This window comes from Janthinobacterium sp. SUN137, assembly GCF_030587265.1.
Taxonomy (GTDB): Bacteria; Pseudomonadota; Gammaproteobacteria; order Burkholderiales; family Burkholderiaceae_D; genus Janthinobacterium; species Janthinobacterium kumbetense.
The window spans coordinates 22,241-39,342 of sequence record NZ_JAPWHZ010000002.1; the positions used below are offsets into that span (position 1 = coordinate 22,241).

The window sequence follows — 17,102 nt, forward strand, 5'->3', positions numbered from 1 at the left end:
AAAGAGAAACAAGCCATGAAGAGAACTCTCCCCGCGCCCCGGCGCATGGCGGCCGCGCTGGCCCTGCTGGCCTTGCCGGCGGCCAGCCTGGCGCAACTGCCCTTGCCGGACCATGCGGCAAGCTCCGCCGTGGCGGCGCCATCCTTCCTTGCCGGCAAGGTGGGCGCCACCGATTACGCCATCAACCGGGGCGTGGCGCGCATCGCCGTCGAGACGGACGGGAATGGCGTGCCGGCCGATGGCCAGAGTCCCGTCAAGGTGACGGTGAGCCTGTTTGACGAGCAGGGCCAGCCCCTGGCGGGCAAGGCATTGCTGACCATCGAGGCCAGCGCCGGGCGCATCCTGTTGCCCGGCGCCCGCACCGATGAACTGGGTCCGGAACGGCGCGACGCCGACAAGGTCACGCCCGGCACGCAGCTGGCGGTGGAAAACGGCGTGGCGACGTTCAGCCTGCTGGCTCCCGCCACGCCGCAGGACGTGTTGCTGCGCGTGTCGGCCGGCAGTGTGGCGGCGCAGGGCACGATCAGTTTCTTGCCGGAATTGCGCGACATGCTGGCCGTGGGCTTGATCGACGGCATCATCAGCAAGCGCAGCCTGTCGAGCAGCGACATTTCGCCGTCGCGCTTCAATGACGGTTTCGAGCGCGACATCCAGCGCTGGAGCCGCGCTTTTAATAATGGCAAGGCCAACGTGGCGGGCCGCGCGGCGATGTTTTTGAAGGGAACCATCCGAGGCGACGCCTTGCTGACGGCCGCCTACGATTCGGACAAGGATACGCGCGCGCGCCTCTTGCGCGATGTCAATCCGGAAGAGTTTTATCCCGTGTACGGTGACAGTTCCGTGCGCAATTTCGACGCCCGCTCCAGCGACCGTTTATATGTGCGCATCGACCGGCAAAAAAGCTATGTGCTGTACGGCGACTTTGCCACGGGAGACGGCTTCAGCCAGATGACGGGCGGCGGCGCCGTGGCGAACTTGCAGCAGAGAAAACTGGGCCAGTACAACCGCACGGCCACGGGCGGCCGCGGCCACTATGAACAGGATGGCATCGTCGCGAATGCGTTTGCCATCAACGATAGCCTGAAGCAGGTGGTCGAGGAATACCGGGCGAACGGCACCTCGGGGCCGTTCGCCGTGCGCAACAACAACGCCATCGAAAACTCGGAAAAGATCGAGATCGTCGTGCGCGACAAGAATCAGAACGGCAATATCGTGCAGGCGACGCAGTTGCGCCGCTTCGAGGATTACAGCTTCGAGCCGTTCAGCGGGCGCATCCTGTTCAAGCAGGCGATCCCCGCGCTGACGCCGAATGGCGACCCGCAATCGATACGCATCAGTTATGAGGTAGATCAAGGCGGCGAGAAATTCTGGACCGTGGGCGTGGATGGGCAAGTGCAGCTGGGCAAGATGGTCTCGCTCGGCGGCTCGGCCGTGGAAGACAGGAATCCCTTGTCGCCGTACAAATTGCATAGTGTCAACGCGGGTGTGCGCCTGGGCGAGCACAGCCTGCTGGTGGTCGAGGTGGCGCGCACCACGTCCACCAGCTACAGCGCGGGCGGCAGCATCTACACGACGCCGTCGGGCCAGGCGGGCGAGTTGCGCGATGAAGTCAGCGGCAATGCGGCGCGGGTCGAGTTGCAGCACAAGGATGAGAAGCTGGAAGCGAAAGCGTTCTGGAACCGTTCCGACCAGGATTTCAATAACACGGCGGCCGGCATCACGGGCGGGCGGGGCGAAGCGGGGCTGAAAGCGGGCTACAAGCTCAGTCCCGCCGTCACCGTGTATGGCGAGGCCATCCGTAGCGACGAGCGCAGTACGGATGCCCGCCGCGATGCGCAGCGCCTGGGCGTGGCGTGGAATGCCAGCGAGCGCTGGCTGCTCGATGTGTCCGTGCAGCACATGAAGGAGAGCGGCGGCATGCCGTCGACGGCCGGCATCGCGCCGAACACGTCGCCGCTGGGCACGGGCTTGAATCCCACGGGCGGCTTCTTCGGCAACGGCACGGCGAACACGGCCATCGACCCCGTCACGGGCGGCAGCATCACCACGTTTGCTCCGATCAATCCCGGCGTGGGCGCGGGCGCGACGGTGCCGCTGGACGCCACCACCGTGCGCCTGGGCGCGCAATACAAGGCCACGGACCGCTGGACCCTGAATGGCGACGTGGAAAAAAGCATCGCCGACGCGGACCAGCACCGCTACGGCCTGGGTGCGCAATACCAGCTGGCCGAACGCAGCCGGCTGTATGCGCGCTATGAAAACCAGACGGGGCTGGCGTCCGCGTACTCGCTCAATCCGGCCGACCGCAGCACCAGCTTTGTCGCCGGCGCGGATACGGGCTACATGCCGGGCGGCACCGTGTTCGGCGAGTACCGCATGCGCGACGCCATGGATTACAGCCTCAGCAACCAGCGCGACTTGCAGCTGGCGTCCGGCTTGCGCAACACGTGGAACCTGGGCGAAGGGCTGGCGGCGAACACGAATGTGGAATACCTGAAAGTCATGAACGGCCAGCAACAGCAAGCTGTGGCCGTGGCGGCGGGCTTCGACTATGCCGTCAATCCCCTGTGGCGCGGTTCCGTCAAGCTCGAGTACCGGCGCCTGTTCGACAGCGACATCGCGCCGGGCAACCAGCGCCAGGATCAATGGCTCAATACCATCGCCTGGGCGCGCAAGCTGAGCCGCGACTGGACTTTGCTTGCACGCAACTACCTGCTGTACACGCGCAACAACGACGACGCCAGCGGCGCGCCCGTGGGCAACGTGCTGCAGGACCGGGCGCAACTGGGCTTTGCGTGGCGCCCCGTCGACGACAACCGTTTCAACGGCCTGGCCCGCTATGAGTACAAGACGGTGCGCGACCAGTCGCAGATCGATGGCGACAATTACCGCGCGCATATCGTTTCCACGCACCTCGATTACCACCCCAGCCGTCCGTGGTGGTTCACGGGCAGGGTTGCCGCCAAGCACAATAACGACAGGAACCTGCCCGCCGGGCAAGAGAAATACACGGCGTGGCTGTTTTCCGGGCGCACCGTGTACGACATCAGCAAGAACTGGGACATCGGCGTGCTGGCGGCCGTGATGGGCAGCCCGCAAGGGGGCAGCCGCCAGTGGGCCAACGGCGTCGAAGTGGGCTATCTGCTGGCGCAAAACCTGTGGCTGTCGGCCGGCCACAACTGGTCGGGCTTTTCCGACCGCGACCTGACGGGCGCCGACTACACGGCCCGCGGCCCCTATTTGCGCCTGCGCTTCAAATTCGATGAAAACTTGTTCAAAGGCAAAGACGCCACCATCAACCGTACCCTGGCCCGGCCATGAAAGCTACCATGACTTCCTCACTGATACCGACGATGACACCGATGATGACCACGACGATGAAACTGCTGCCGCTGGCCGGCCTGCTGGCCATGGGCCCGGCCCAGGCGGCCACGCCGACCCTGCCGGCGGCGCCGCTGGCCATGCCGCAACTGCGCATCAGCGACCAGGCCGTCTCTGCCGACCAGCAGGCGTACCTGCTGCTGCAGGAGCGCATCAAGAAGCTCAACGACGGCGGCGTGCGCGTGGGCGACTATTACCTGTCCAAGGCGCAATGCTGGCTCGACGTATCGTTCCACGAATACACGCGCAACGACCGCTCGGCCTTTCCCCTGCAGGCGCTGCAGGAATCGGCGAAGATTGTTGCCGCGCTGGAAGACGGCAGCACGCCCAATCCCGGCGATGCGACGCCGCTGGTGAACGACGCCACGCGCTTGCGCGACGACCTGTGGGCCGGCTTCAGCAAGCTGCGTGCCTCGCCCGGCTTTGCCTGCGCCGCGCAAAAGGTGGCGTGCGGCGAAGTGGAGCTGGCGCATGCGGGCAATGAATACAAGCAGCAGGGCTGGCGCCACGCGAACCCGTACGTGCAACTGGCCGAGGATGCGCAGGCGGCCGCCCAGTCCGCCGCGGCATCCTGTCCTGCCGAGCAGCCGAAGCGGGTAACGCCGCCGGACATCTTGCCGCCGCGTATCGAGCATGAACGCATCACCCTGGACATGGACGCCCTGTTCCGCTTCGACAAGGCGGGCGCGGCCGACGTGCTGCCGCAGGGCATCGAGAAAATCCGCGACCTGGCGGCGCGCCTGAAGCAGGGCTATGTGCAGATCGATACGCTGTCCGTGACAGGACACACGGACCGCCTGGGTTCGGACAGCTATAACCAGGCCTTGTCGGAGCGGCGCGCCCTGACGGTGAAACAGTTGCTGCGCGAACAGGGCATCGCCAATGTCATCAGCGCGTATGGCAAGGGCAAGGCGGAACCCGTCGCCGCTTGCGAGAAGGTGGCGCCGGGCGCGGCCCTGATCGCCTGTCTGCAGCCGAACCGCCGCGTGGAGATCGAGTTGACGGGTATCAAGAGTTCCGCAAAGGAGGGCGGCGCACCTTAGCGCTACGTCATAAGGCGGTCATATGCCGCTGTTATGATGCTTTTGTTGGCACACAGCATGCGGTGCGCAAATCACTACGTTCCGGGAGCGATAGGATGCAGGCATGACTCAACAGCTTAGCCGGTGAGCTCAACCATCGGCACCAGACAGGCCGGCGCAGCGTGAAATTGCTGCGATGGCAAGGCATGCAGGGTGAAAGCGGGAAAATGAAGGGGCTTTAATGAAGTCCTAAGCCTGACTTAGTGAAGGGCTGGCATAGTGGATACATGGCGCACGGAAACCCCGGGCGCAAGGTTGCCGGACACCTCAATGACCGGCACGATTTCCACTTTTTCATGTGTTTTCCGTTTTATCCCTGCGCTCTGAAACAGCGTTTCAACCGGCTGCCGCGACTTGCGAAGCCGGTTTTTTTTGCCCGGATTTTCGTGCAGGGCCGGAAAATGCCCGGCGCCGCCATACTGCGGCGCCGGGCGCGGGCGCTTAACCCGTTTGCTTGGCCAGCCATGCATCGACGGCCGGCAGGCGCTCGGTACGCACCTTGATACGGTACTTGATGCCGGCCACGGAACTGTCGGCGTCGCCGCGCGCGCTGGCCGGCAGGTTCGCTTGCGCATAGGCTTCCAGTTTGGCGATCATTTCCGGCTGCGCCGAACCGGCGGCCAGACGCGGGAAGTAGCGGCTGCGCGAACTGGCGTCGATGCGCGCATTGACTTGCTCCAGGTGGGCCAGCGCGAAGTCGAAGGCCAGTTCCGGATGCCTGCGCGACACGCGCGAAATCATGGCCGGGCTGTTGGTCACGCCCGGTTCATCCGTCAGCGCCAGCGCCAGCGCGCGCTGCGCCAGGGCCGCGTCGTCGGTCGAGGCCAGCAAGTCGTACAGCTGGTTCTTGACCAGCGGCGTCTTTTCCTGCTGCGCCCTGGCGTGCAGCTGTTCCCAGGTGGCGGCGTCCGCATGCTGGGCCACGACGCCCAGGATGGTGCGGCGCAGCGGCGCGGGCATGGCGGACGGATCCTGTTCGCTGGCCGCGTAGCGGCGGCGCGCTTCCGCGATCACGCCGGGCTCGCCCATGTCGCCGAGGATGGCAATCAGGCGGCCGCGCAGGGTCGCCACGCTCGATGCTTCGCCCGCGCGCGCTTCCCAGCCCGTCTGCGCCATCATCGGCGCCAGGCGCGCCATGGCAAAGCGGGCGAAAGCCTGCTGGCGCGCCGTGTCGCCCGCATACTGTTCATACAGGCCGTTCAGCGAGCCGGCCACGCGGCCCAGCACTTGCGGGTCGGCCGACAGGGGCGTGGCCTTCACCAGTTCCAGGAAAGCGGCCGGGTCTTGCAAGCCCGCCATGCCCAGCGACTGGCTGTCCGCCAGCAAGCCCAGCTGGTCGATCGGCGCCAGGCGCGCGAAGCTGCCCGCCAGCGCGTGCGTGCCGGCCGGCGCGTACAGGGTGCGGTAGTAGCCGCTCTGGCCCGCGTTCACCAGCAGGGCGCCGCAACCGGGCACGTTCAGGGTGGCCTTGCCATTCTTGACCAGCACGCGGGCCAGCTTGCCGTTGCCGACCGTCGACGCGATGACGGGCACTTTCCACGACAGCGGTTTCTTGTCCGGCTGGTCCTTGGAAAATTCCGTCTGCGTCAGGGTCACGCGCGTATTGCCCTTCCTGCACACGGCGTCGCCCACGGTGATCATCGGCACGCCCGGCTGCAGGGTGAAATCATGGGCGATGGCGCTGACAGGCTTGCCCGCGGCCGCGTCGACTTCGCGCCACAGGTCGTTGGATACCGTATTGCCATACGCATGCTTGCGCATGTAGCTGCGCACGGCCGTGCGCCACGTGTCGGCGCCCACGTACGCTTCGAGCATGCTGATCACGGCCTTGCCCTTCTGGTAGGTGATGCCGTCGAAGGCCTGGCTGGCCTGTTCCACGGTGGCGATGCGCTGCACCACCGGATGCGTGGTGCGCAGCGCATCCTGGCTCATGGCCGATTCGCGCCCGCCCACGTTGGACAGGGCCGTGTTCCATTCCGGGTGCAAACGCTCCGTGGTGCGGCTTTCCATCCACGAGGCAAAGCCTTCGTTGAGCCACAGGTCGTCCCACCAGCGCATGGTGACCAGGTCGCCGAACCACTGGTGCGCCATTTCATGCGACAGGGTGGTGTAGATGTTTTCCTTGTCCGACTGGGTCGAGATGGCCGGGTCGAGCAGCAAGCCGTATTCGAAGGTGAACACGGCGCCCCAGTTTTCCATGGCGCCGAAGAACTGGCTGCGGCCCGGCGCGGCGATGTTGTCGAGCTTGGGCAACGGGTAGCGCACGCCGAAATAATCGTTGTATTCGCGCAGCAGGGCGGCCGACTCGTCGAGCGCGAAGCGGCTTTGCGCCAGCGCGCCCTTCTTCGTGATGACGCCCAATTCCGTGCCGTCGGCCATTTTTGTCGCCCGTTCGAAGTCGCCCAGGCCGAAGAACAGCAAATACGTCGACATGCGCGGCGTGGTGGCGAAATACACGTGCTTCATGCCATTGCCCAGTTCTTCGCTGCTGGCGATCGGCATGTTGCCGATGGCCATCTGGCTGCTCGGGACGACCACGTCCAGCGCGAAGGTGGCCTTGTAGTCCGGTTCATCCCACGACGGCAGCATGCTGCGCGCGTCCGAATTCTCGAACTGCGTGTACAGCGCGCGCTGGCGTCCTTGCGGCGTGTCGTAGTCGAGCGAGAACAGTCCCGTGGCCTGCGTGCCGATCTTGCCGGTGTAGTCGATGCGCAACAGGTACTCGCCCTTGGCCAGCGGCTCGGCGAAATGCACGGTGGCCGTCTGCTTTTCCGCGTCGATATCGATCTTGCGCGTCATCTGCTTGCTGCCGCCCGCGCCTTCGATGGCGGCGGCGGCAAACGCCAGGTTCAGGGCATTGAAAGTGATGCTGGCCGTCGGCGTGTCGACGGCCACCTTGATGGCGGCTGCGCCCTTGAAGGTGGAGGCGGCGGCGTCCGGCGTGATCGACAGGATGTAGTGCAAGGGCGTGACGCCGCGCGGCAGCTGCGTGGTGGTGCCAGGAGAGTGGCTGGCCGAGGCGTATTTGGCGGCGGGTGCGGCGTGGCCCGGGGTAAAGGCGGCGACGGCGGCCAGGGCCAGGACGGCGGCGGCCAGTTGGCTGCGGCGGAAACGCGGAGTCGGTGTGCGATGCATGGTATGCCCTTCGTTCATGGGTAAAACGCCCGCCAGCCGGGTAGGCTGCGAGCGTTGATGGCGGTTGGGGGACATCGCTGGAACTGGAAGCCAGCGTTCCCGTACAGCAATCTAAGTGGAAACGGGGGCAAAGTCAACGCGCCGGGAGCGCCGCACCATCACGGTGCGCTGGTATGATGGGCGCCTGACCGCCTTGCCACAGGCCGGTGCCGCACCTGATTGTCAACCACCCTAACGAGACGAGACTTGCACATGAAACTGTATATCAGCCCCCGCACGCCGAATCCACGCCGCGTCACCATGTTCATCGCCGAAAAAGGCATCGCCGGCATCGAGGAAGTGGCGCTCGACCTGATGGCGGGCCAGCACCGCGATCCCGCCTTCCTGGCGAAAAACCCGCTGGGCCGCGTGCCCGTGCTGGAATTGGCGGACGGGCGCGTGCTGACCGAGACGCGCGCCATCTGCACTTACCTGGAAGGCTTGCAGCCGCAGCCGAACCTGATGGGCGAAGGTTTCGAGGAGCGCGCGTTCATCGAAATGGCCGACCGCCGCGTGGAACTGCATTTGTTCAGCGCCGCCGCCAACTGGGTGCGCCATGGCCATCCGGCCCTGGTGGCGCTGGAAAACCCGCAGTTTCCCGATTTCGCCACGGCGCAGGCGGGCAAGCTGCGCGAGATGGCGCAGTGGCTGGACCAGGTGCTGGCGCAGCAGCCGTACATCGCCGGCGAGCGCTTCACCATTGCCGACATCACGGCCTTCTGCGCGCTGGAATTTGCGCGCGGCCTGATGAAGTACCGTCCCGGCGCGGAAGGCTTGCAGCACCTGCAGGCTTACCGCGACCGCATCGCCGAACGCCCCAGCGCGCAGGCGAAGTAGGCCCATGAAAAAACGCCTGCGCCGGAAGATCCGGTGCAGGCGTTCTGTCTTGCGGGGGCCGTCAGGCCGGGTTGACTTCGAGTTCCTTACTTCAGCTGCTCCAGCAGGAAGGTGTAGGTCAGCGCCCACATCAGCGCCTGCTGGTCGTTATTGGCGGCGCCCGCATGGCCGCCTTCCGTGTTTTCCCAGTACAGCACGTCGTGGCCTTGCTCTTCCATCTTCGCCACCATCTTGCGCGCATGGCCAGGGTGGACCCGGTCGTCGCGCGTCGAGGTGGTAAACAGCACGCGCGGATATTTCTTGTCCTTGAAGACGTTCTGGTACGGCGAGTACTTGCTGATGTACGCCCATTGTTCCGGCACGTCCGGGTCGCCATACTCTCCCATCCACGAGGCGCCCGCCAGCATCTTGTTATAGCGGCGCATGTCGAGCAGCGGCACCTGGCTGACGACGGCGTTGAACAGGTCGGGACGCTGCACCAGCACGGCGCCCGTCAGCAGGCCGCCATTGCTGCCGCCCATGATGCCCAGGTGGCGCGGACTGGTGACCTTGCGCTGGATCAAATCCTGCGCCACCGAGATGAAATCGTCATACGCGCGCTGGCGGTTTTCCTTCAGCGCCGCCTGGTGCCAGCGGGGGCCGAATTCGCCGCCGCCGCGGATATTGGCCAGCACATACACGCCGCCTTTTTCCAGCCACGCCACGCCCGTGGTGCCGCTGTAGCTCGGTTTCAGCGACACTTCGAAGCCGCCGTAGCCATACAGCACGGTGGGGTTGCTGCCGTCGAATTTCGTCTTCTTGCCCATGATGGCGAAATACGGCACCTTCGTGCCATCCTTCGACGTCGATTCGAACTGCTCCACCTTGTACGGCGCCGCGTCGTAGTAGGCGGGCAGCGACTTGATCTTTGTGCGCTTGTCGCTTTGCGCCGTGGCCAGGTACAGGGTGGTGGGGTTGAGGAAGTCGGTCACCGTCAGGAAGTACTGGTCCGAGTCGACGGGATCGAGCGCGCTGACGGCCAGGGTGCCCAGCTTTGGCGCATCGACGGCGCGGCGCTGCCACTTGCCGTTCACGTGGCGCAGTTCCGTCAGGCGGTTCTTGACCTTGTCCAGGGTAGTGACGAGGATGGCCGATTTCGTCGCCGTGACATTGTCCAGCGAAGACGTGGCCGTGGGCGCGTACAGCACTTCCAGCACCTGCTTGCCCTGCATGAAGGACTTGAAGTCGGTCGCCAGCAATGAGCCTTGCGCATAGGTCTTGCCATTGACTTTCCAGTCCGAGCGCAGGGTGATGACCAGCTGGTCGCGCACGGTGAAGGCCGTCGCGTCGTCCGGTTTCGGCACTTTCTTCAGCTCGGCGCCGTCGCGCAGGAACATTTCGCCGCTGTAGAAATCGATTTGCCGCTCGATGAACTGGTGTTCGTGGCCGGGCGTGAAATCCTTGTAGGCGCCCGCGCTCAGGTCGTCGGCTTTGGCTTCATACAGCGTTTGCGCCTGCGCCAGCGGCGTGCCGCGCTGCCACTGCTTGATGATGCGCGGGTAGCCGGAGCTGGTCATCGAGCCGGGGCCGAAATCCGTGGAGACGAACAGGGTGTCCTGGTCGATCCAGCTGGCGCTGCCCTTCGCTTCGGGCAGGGTGAAGCCGCCGTCGACGAAGGCGCGCTTGGCCACGTCGTATTCGCGCACCACCTTGGCGTCGCCGCCGCCGCGCGACAGGGAAATGAGGCAGCGTTCGCCCTTCGGATACAGGCAGGAAGCGCCGCCCCAGACCCAGTTTTCACTCTCGCCGGCGGCCAGCTGGTCGAGGTCGATCACGGTTTCCCACGCGGGTTCGGCCTGCTGGTACTGCGCCAGCGTGGTGCGGCGCCAGATGCCGCGCACGTGCTGGGCGTCGCGCCAGAAGTTGTAGTAATACTCGCCTTCCTTGCTGACGTAGGGAATGCGTTCCTTGGAATTGAGGATGGTTTTCAGGCGCGCCTGCAGGGCCGAAAAGCCGGGCTGGGCTTCCAATTCCTTGGTGGTGACGGCATTGTGCTGCTTGACCCAGGCCAGCGGCTTGTCGCCGAGGACTTCTTCCAGCCACAGGTGGGGATCGGTGTTGGCGGCGGCGGGCGCGGGGGCTTGTGCATGGGCGATGCCCGCTGCGGCCAGGCCGAGCAGCATGCTGCTGGCGAGAATGCGATATGACGACATGTAGGGTTCCTGGTTGGTCCGATGGAGGCCGCGTTGCAGGCAAAACGGCGCAGCCATGGTGCCATGGATTGCTGTAAGGAACCAGTGTCTATGGGCGACTACTTAAAAAATAGCATGCTTTTCCAATATTGTTTGCTGGAATGGACGCAGGCCGCAGAATCTGCGGCGTGTCGCGCCTTTCAGCATATGCCAGGCCCGATCAGCGAGGTCAAGGTGAGCTGCGTCGGTTCGACATCGCCGCCGTCGCAGTGATAAATCCATAATGCCTCGTTGTCGCGGCTGTCGATGAACAGGATGCGCGTGTTTTCCTCGCCGATGGCCAGGCAATCCGCCAGTTCGGCAAGGCTGAACGGTGCTGCCTGCTTCGACCCCGTTCCCGCCGCTTGCGCCAGGGCCTGCCCAAAGCCGGCCAGTTGCCTGACTGCCAGGTACCTGGTTCCATCCACATCAACGTCCTGGCACAGCGCGTCCAGGCTGTACAAGGTGAAGGGCTCTTCATCCTTGAAAATCGCCACGCCGGGTAGTGACTTTGCGCTGCGGAGGTGCGCGAGATAGGCCTGGGGCACGATTACTTGTTCCCTGGCCAGCAACTTTTCCAGCTGCTTGCCGTTTTTCTTCGCGACTTTGGCGGCCTTGGGCGCAGCCGTCTCGCAAGCCTGCGCTGTCCAGGCGACCGGATTGAACTGGAACATCCTTGCACATGCGGGACAGTGCAGGAACATGAACGTCATCTTTTTGGCGATGGCCGTTGTTAAGAACGCGCCATCCGGGGCATCCATTGCGCTGGGGGCGAAGTGGCGCCCGCAGTCGCCATCGTAGGGACAAATGATCTCTGTCATAGTTCAGATTGGTGTCGCATTGAAGTAGTGTTCCATACGCAAAGCGATCTCCTCTTTTTCTTGCGGATAAGATGCCTTGGGGTTTCTTTCCCAGTAGGCAATACCTTCGTGCAAGGCCCACAAGGCTTTTTCCTGCTTGCCGGCCATCAGATAATAATCGTAGGCCCTGGCATGCGAGCCTTGCGCTTCGACCAGGGCCAGGGCCGCATTTTCCCAGTTGGACCGGTGGTCGAGCCAGGGAATGGCCAACTCCAGCAGATTGTCCCGCAGGCAGGCCATAACTGTTGTCCGATGGGACGGATCGACGAGCTGGTGTTCCTTGTCCTCCTTGCCATCGATGACAGGGAATTGCCAGTTTCTGATATCCCAGTCGGCCACATCACCAACGATATTGTTGGCAGGTTCGTGAGCGTAACGCGCCTTGTGCCATGAGGTGTAGGATCTGGATGAAACCTGATAGTGGCTCCAGAATGCCACACAGACATGCTCTTCATTATGGCGGTTGGCCTGGAAATGGATGGCCTGGACGAATTCGTTCCGCGCGCGCTTGAAGGTCAGCTGGCTTGGCGAGAACTTGAAGCCCGCTGCCGTCAGCGGCTCCAGCAAGAACGCTTCAATATTGGCGATGATCAGCGCTTTTGGCTTCATTCCGTTTCCTGGCATTCGTCGGTTGCGCCGCCTGCGGTCAAAACGGCGCTGCCATGTTGCCATAGATCAGCGCCAGCGCACCTTGCGGCGGGCAATCGTGCGAGGGGAAAACCTGCCGCTATTTTTCCTGCGCGCTTCCGGGGGCTGTGTGCTGGCCAGGCAGCCTGGCCACTACCTTGATCTCGAACTGGAAACCATACAGCCACGTCACGCCAACGGCCGTGACGGTGGGGTGGGGAGCTTCGCCCCAGTAACCGGCTTGCACGATATCCCAGATGCGCTGGAAGTTGGCCTGCGGGTCGACGATAAAGATGGTCACGTCCTGCACGTCGTCGAACGAGCAGCCGGCCGCTTGCAAGATGGCATTCAGGTTGTCGAAGGCGCGCCGGACCTGGGCTTCGAGCCCGGGTTCGGGCGAACCGTCTTCGCGGCTGCCGACCTGTCCCGACACGAACAGCAGGCCGTTGGCGCGCACGGCGGGCGAATAGCGGTTCTGCTCATACAGGGCTTGGCGGCCCGGAGGGAATACGACGTCGCGTTTCATCAGCTTTCCTTTGTCGATGCAGCGAAGTTGCTGCCTGGAGAACACTTTATCTGCTGCCAGCCTGCTGATAAAGCGGCCAGAATCGTCTGCACTGTTTGTATAATCCAAACAATCGGGTGGCGGAGGTGTGGATGGACAAGTTGGATACGATGCGGGCATTCGTGCGGGTGGTCGAGACGGGCAGTTTTACGCGGGCGGCCGCGACCTTGCATATGAGCCGCACGACGGTGACGCAGCTGGTGCAGCAGCTCGAGGCACGGCTGCGCCTGAAGTTGCTGAACCGCACCACGCGCAAGGTCAATGTGACGGCCGATGGCGCCGTCTACTACGAGCGCATCGTGCAGGTGCTCGACACCCTGGAAGAAATCGAAACGAGCTTGCCGCATGCCGCTGCCTTGCCGCGGGGCCAGTTGCGCGTGGACGTGCCCAGTCCGCTCGCCGCTTTGCTGCTGGTGCCGGCGCTGCCCGGGTTTCATGCGCGGTATCCCGATATTGTGCTCGACATGGGCGCCAGCGACCGCATGGTCGACGTGATCGGCGACAATGTCGATTGCGTGATACGCGGCGGTGACATCACCGATCAGTCGCTGATGGCGCGCAAGCTCGCCGACTTGCCGCTGGGCGTGTATGCGGCGCCTGCCTACCTGCAACGGGTGGGCACGCCCTTGCATCCGCTGGACTTGCAGGACAGCGCGCACCGCATCGTGCGCTTTCGCTGGGGACGCAGCGGCAACGGCTTTCCGTACGTGATGCACCGCGAGGGCAAGAGCGTGAAGATCCATGGCCAGTACGTGCTGTCGATCGACGACGGCAACGCCTACCTGGCGGCTGGGGTGGCGGGGCTGGGCGTGCTGTGGCTGCCCGAGTATATGGCGCAGCCGCACGTGGCCAGGGGCGAGCTGCTGCCGCTGTTCCCCGCATGGACGGTCGACGCCATGCCGCTCTATCTCGCCTATCCGCCGAACCGCCATGTCAGCAAGAAACTGCGCGTCTTCATCGACTGGGTCGCCGAACTGATGGCTCGGCATTCCGCCCCCGCTGTCACCGTCACGGCAACTGATTGACCCACACGGGCGCCGACCAGACGATATTGCCGTCGTCCTGCGTCAGCCGCGCGTAATAGAAATGGGGGCCGGGCGCGGGCGTGAGGGTGAGTTCGGCCTGGTCCGATACCTGTGTGACGGATCCATTGCTTCCCGGCACGCCGTGGAAAATGGCGACGGCGGCCGCTTGCCGCCCGGCGCTGTTGCTGAAGCTGATGGCCAGGTGCAAGGGACCGTGGTTGTCGAAGCGCTCGCCCATCAGCTTGCCGTTGGCCGTGAACAGCAGTTGCGCGTGCTTGTCCATGGTGGCAAACACGCGGCGCGCGCGCAGCGCTTCGAGGAAGCCGTCGCGTGACACGGGCGTGCCAGCGGCCGGGCTGGCCACCAGCACGGCCGTGCGGTTGCCGTAAGCCGCTCCCCAGTTGGCGCAGTGGTTGTCCTGGTTGCTGCTGAAGGCCACGTGATAGCCGGCCGCCAGGGCTCGGTTGCAGGCCGCCTCGTAATTGCTGCGCCGCGTTTCCGTTTCCTCGTCGTTGGTGGAAAAAGCGGACGTGTTCATGACTTCGCACAACACCATGGCCGCGTCGCCATCCGGCGTGTAGCCCAGCGGCTGGCCATCGACGACAAACTGGCCCGCATAGGCAGGGTGGTTGAACTGCCCGATCCAGCCCCGTTCGCGCATCAGCGCGTACAGGCCAGCGTAATCGCTTTTCGGCGTTTCCACGTCGGCCAGCAGCTCGCCCAGGGCATTCCTTTCCCAGCCCAGCAACTGGTCGCTATTGAAGATGTTCAAGTGGCCGCCCTTGTTGATGACGCCCCATTCCATGCCGTACAGGGCCAGGAAGCCGGGATGGGCGGCCGTATACGCGGCCGCTTCGGCCAGCCCCGTCTGGTACAGGGCTGTCGCTTCGGCAGGGATGGCAGCGGCGTTGGTGCCATCGGAACCGTCATACATATGGTTGTGCTCGGATGTCAACAGGGCGTCGAGTCCATGTTGCTGCGCATACTTGTAGGCATCGATGGGGCCGAAGGGCGCCGTTTGCGGTTCCTGCGCGCCATGACAGGCATCGAGCGCCGCGCCGCCGTCGCTGTGGCGCGTCTGGCTGTGCAGGTTGGCGTAGACGATGCGGTACGCTAGCTGGCCATCCAGGCTGGGCAGTTGCTGCAAGCCCGCCTGGAAGGCGGGTACCCTGGGCGGCGCGCCGGCCCCCCGCTGCACCTGGATGTGCCATTGCTGTTCCACCTGCGCTTCCTGCGGCGTGCCGGCATCGGCCACGGCCACGGCCAGCAGGCGCAGTTCATATAAACCGTCCGGGACCGGCACGCGCCGTGCGCGCGCATCGGCGTCGGCGCGGCCATCCCAGGGCAAGGCGACGCTCTGGCCGCCGGCCCCTACCTGTTCCGTGCCCGACCAGTGCCGCAGCACGGCGCCTTGCGGCCCCGGGCCGGACAGTGTCAAGGTCCAGCGCACCGCATGCGCGCGCCCCGCGTCGGGATAGGCGAGGCGGACCAGAAAGGTGCGCGCCTGCGTTGTCCGTGCACCGAGCGCGGCGCGGAAGGGCGCGACGACAGTGCCGTCGAGTTCGCTGTGCTCCTTCGGCTCTTGCGCGGCGGCGCTGTTGCTCCACGTTATGAGCAACACGCCGGCACACACGCAAGCGAGCCACGGCGGCCAGGGCGACCAGGGTGGCCGCCAGCGGCGCAGTGTCTTGAGCATCGTGGCCTCCCGCAACTGCTTCAGATGGTAAGTTAGACAAGAGTTGCTACGTGCCGGTTCCCGCATGCACCAGCAAGTGGCGTGCTTGCACCGTGATTGGCCATGATCTGGCGCAAAGCCAGTGCAAATGGTGCCGCGTACCCCTGAAAAAGCTGGCACGGCGCTTGCTACACAAGAGATACGGATCAACGGCGATCCCCTGAATAAACGCACAACGGTCCAACGACGGACCACATGGACAACGGCGTCCGCCCAGGCTGATTTTTTTGATCGGCGGGGGCGGGCGCCGTTTTGTTTTATCAACGGGATACTTCGGGAACCATCATGGCCAGCCAAAAAGCAACGCGCATCGCGCTCTTCTCCCTTGCCACGCCGCCCATGCGCGCATTCCACCTGACGTGGATGGCATTTTTCGTGTGTTTCTTCGCCTGGTTCGCCTGCGCACCCCTGATGCCTGTCATCAAGGGCGAGTTCGGCCTTTCCTTGGCGCAAGTGGCAAATATCAATATCGCGGCCGTCGCCATCACCATCCTCGTGCGCCTGATCGTGGGGCCCTTGTGCGACCGCTACGGCCCGCGCAAGACCTACACGGGTTTGCTGCTGCTGGGCGCCATCCCCGTGCTGGGCGTGGCCGCGTCGCAAAGCTATGAAAGCTTCCTGTTCTTCCGCCTGGGCATCGGCGCCGTCGGCGCCAGCTTTGTCATTACGCAATATCACACCTCCGTGATGTTTGCGCCCCGCGTGGTGGGCACGGCGAATGCGGCTGCCGCCGGCTGGGGCAATGCGGGCGGCGGCGCGGCACAGGCGCTGATGCCCTTGCTGCTGGGCGCCGTGCTGATGCTGGGCGTATCCGAATCGCTGGGCTGGCGCATTGCGCTGCTGGTGCCGGGCGTGCTGATGCTGGTGATGGCTGCCCTCTACTGGCGCTATACGCAGGATTGCCCGGAAGGTAATTACGCGGACTTGCGCGCCGCTGGCGTGGCTATTGAGGGTGGAAAGGCCGGACATGCTCCGGCCGGTGGCTGGGACAGCTTCAAGGCCGCCAGCAGCAATTATCGCGTGTGGCTGCTGTTCGTCACCTACGGCGCCTGCTTCGGCATCGAAATCTTCATCCACAACATCGCCGCCGTGTACTACGTCGACCATTTCGGCCTGTCCTTGAAATCGGCGGGACTGGCCGCCGGCAGCTTCGGCTTGCTGGCCCTGTTTGCCCGGGCTTTGGGCGGCTGGATGTCGGATAAATTGGCCCTGCGCGGCAATTTGAACAGCCGCGTGACCCTGCTGTTCATGCTGATGATAGGCGAAGGCGTGGGCTTGCTGTGGTTTGCCAAGGTCGACAGCGTCACGTACGCCGTCATCGCCATGCTGGTCTTCGGCCTGTTCACCCACATGGCGTGCGGCGCGACCTATGCGCTGGTGCCCTTCATCGACAGCCGCGCGCTGGGCGGCGTGGCCGGCATCATCGGCGCGGGCGGCAATGTGGGCGCCGTGGCGGCCGGTTTCCTGATGAAGGGCACGGGCGATATCCGCCAGACCTTGATCATCCTCAGCGCGCTGGTGGTGATCTCGGCCCTGTGCGCCATCGCCGTGCGCTTTACCCGCGAAGCGGCCGAACCGAACATGGCCGCGGCCTGAGGAGACAGCA

At 64.5% G+C, this 17,102-nt stretch carries 12 protein-coding genes; 5 read left to right on the forward strand and 7 right to left on the reverse strand.

The genetic code is table 11. The features are described from left to right. Positions 1–15 precede the first annotated feature (15 nt). Together O3298_RS08115 and O3298_RS08120 are read left to right on the forward strand one after the other, a co-directional pair. Positions 16–3,321 (forward strand): hypothetical protein, encoded by a 3,306-nt coding sequence (locus O3298_RS08115; protein WP_305058991.1) that lies wholly within the window; start codon positions 16–18, stop codon positions 3,319–3,321. Between the two features lie 8 nt (positions 3,322–3,329). Further along, positions 3,330–4,424 carry an OmpA family protein gene (locus O3298_RS08120; protein ID WP_305058993.1) on the forward strand — a complete coding sequence of 365 codons (1,095 nt, stop codon included), beginning with the start codon at positions 3,330–3,332 and terminating at the stop codon, positions 4,422–4,424. A gap of 239 nt (positions 4,425–4,663) precedes the next feature. On the opposite strand, the gene O3298_RS08125 is transcribed toward O3298_RS08120, so the two are convergent. Next, a complete protein-coding gene (locus tag O3298_RS08125; protein WP_305058994.1) occupies positions 4,664–4,933 on the reverse strand; it encodes a hypothetical protein in 270 nt (89 codons plus the stop codon). Then, positions 4,905–7,598, reverse strand: a complete 2,694-nt coding sequence (locus tag O3298_RS08130; RefSeq protein WP_305058995.1) for a M1 family metallopeptidase — start codon at positions 7,596–7,598, stop codon at positions 4,905–4,907. The genes O3298_RS08125 and O3298_RS08130 overlap by 29 nt, the downstream gene beginning before the upstream one ends. Before the next feature lie 252 nt (positions 7,599–7,850). On the opposite strand from O3298_RS08130, the gene O3298_RS08135 reads away from it, so the two are divergent. Beyond that, positions 7,851–8,474, forward strand: coding sequence for a glutathione S-transferase family protein (locus O3298_RS08135; RefSeq protein WP_289914157.1), 624 nt, complete (start codon positions 7,851–7,853; stop codon positions 8,472–8,474). Between the two features lie 86 nt (positions 8,475–8,560). Here the strand turns inward: O3298_RS08135 and O3298_RS08140 are convergent, their stop codons facing one another. From O3298_RS08140 to O3298_RS08155, 4 genes are all read right to left on the reverse strand, one after another. Further along, positions 8,561–10,666, reverse strand: a complete 2,106-nt coding sequence (locus O3298_RS08140; protein WP_305058996.1) for a prolyl oligopeptidase family protein — start codon at positions 10,664–10,666, stop codon at positions 8,561–8,563. A 179-nt stretch (positions 10,667–10,845) separates the two neighbouring features. Continuing rightward, a complete protein-coding gene (locus tag O3298_RS08145) occupies positions 10,846–11,505 on the reverse strand; it encodes a hypothetical protein (protein ID WP_305058997.1) in 660 nt (219 codons plus the stop codon). Between the two features lie 3 nt (positions 11,506–11,508). Continuing rightward, entirely contained in the window at positions 11,509–12,153 is a 645-nt protein-coding gene (locus O3298_RS08150; protein WP_305057588.1) for a DUF4304 domain-containing protein, read from the reverse strand. 118 nt (positions 12,154–12,271) lie between these two features. Continuing rightward, entirely contained in the window at positions 12,272–12,700 is a 429-nt protein-coding gene (locus O3298_RS08155) for a RidA family protein (protein WP_289911466.1), read from the reverse strand. Between the two features lie 128 nt (positions 12,701–12,828). Here O3298_RS08155 and O3298_RS08160 point away from each other — a divergent pair, with 128 nt between their 5' ends. Beyond that, positions 12,829–13,761 carry a LysR family transcriptional regulator gene (locus tag O3298_RS08160; protein WP_305058998.1) on the forward strand — a complete coding sequence of 311 codons (933 nt, stop codon included), beginning with the start codon at positions 12,829–12,831 and terminating at the stop codon, positions 13,759–13,761. On the opposite strand, the gene O3298_RS08165 is transcribed toward O3298_RS08160, so the two are convergent. Next, the gene (locus O3298_RS08165; RefSeq protein ID WP_305058999.1) at positions 13,745–15,457 is read right to left on the reverse strand and encodes a CehA/McbA family metallohydrolase; all 1,713 of its coding nucleotides are present in this window, start codon (positions 15,455–15,457) and stop codon (positions 13,745–13,747) included. The genes O3298_RS08160 and O3298_RS08165 overlap by 17 nt on opposite strands. A gap of 324 nt (positions 15,458–15,781) precedes the next feature. On the opposite strand from O3298_RS08165, the gene O3298_RS08170 reads away from it, so the two are divergent. Then, positions 15,782–17,092 (forward strand): MFS transporter, encoded by a 1,311-nt coding sequence (locus tag O3298_RS08170; RefSeq protein WP_251348120.1) that lies wholly within the window; start codon positions 15,782–15,784, stop codon positions 17,090–17,092. The last annotated feature ends 10 nt before the right edge of the window (positions 17,093–17,102 follow it).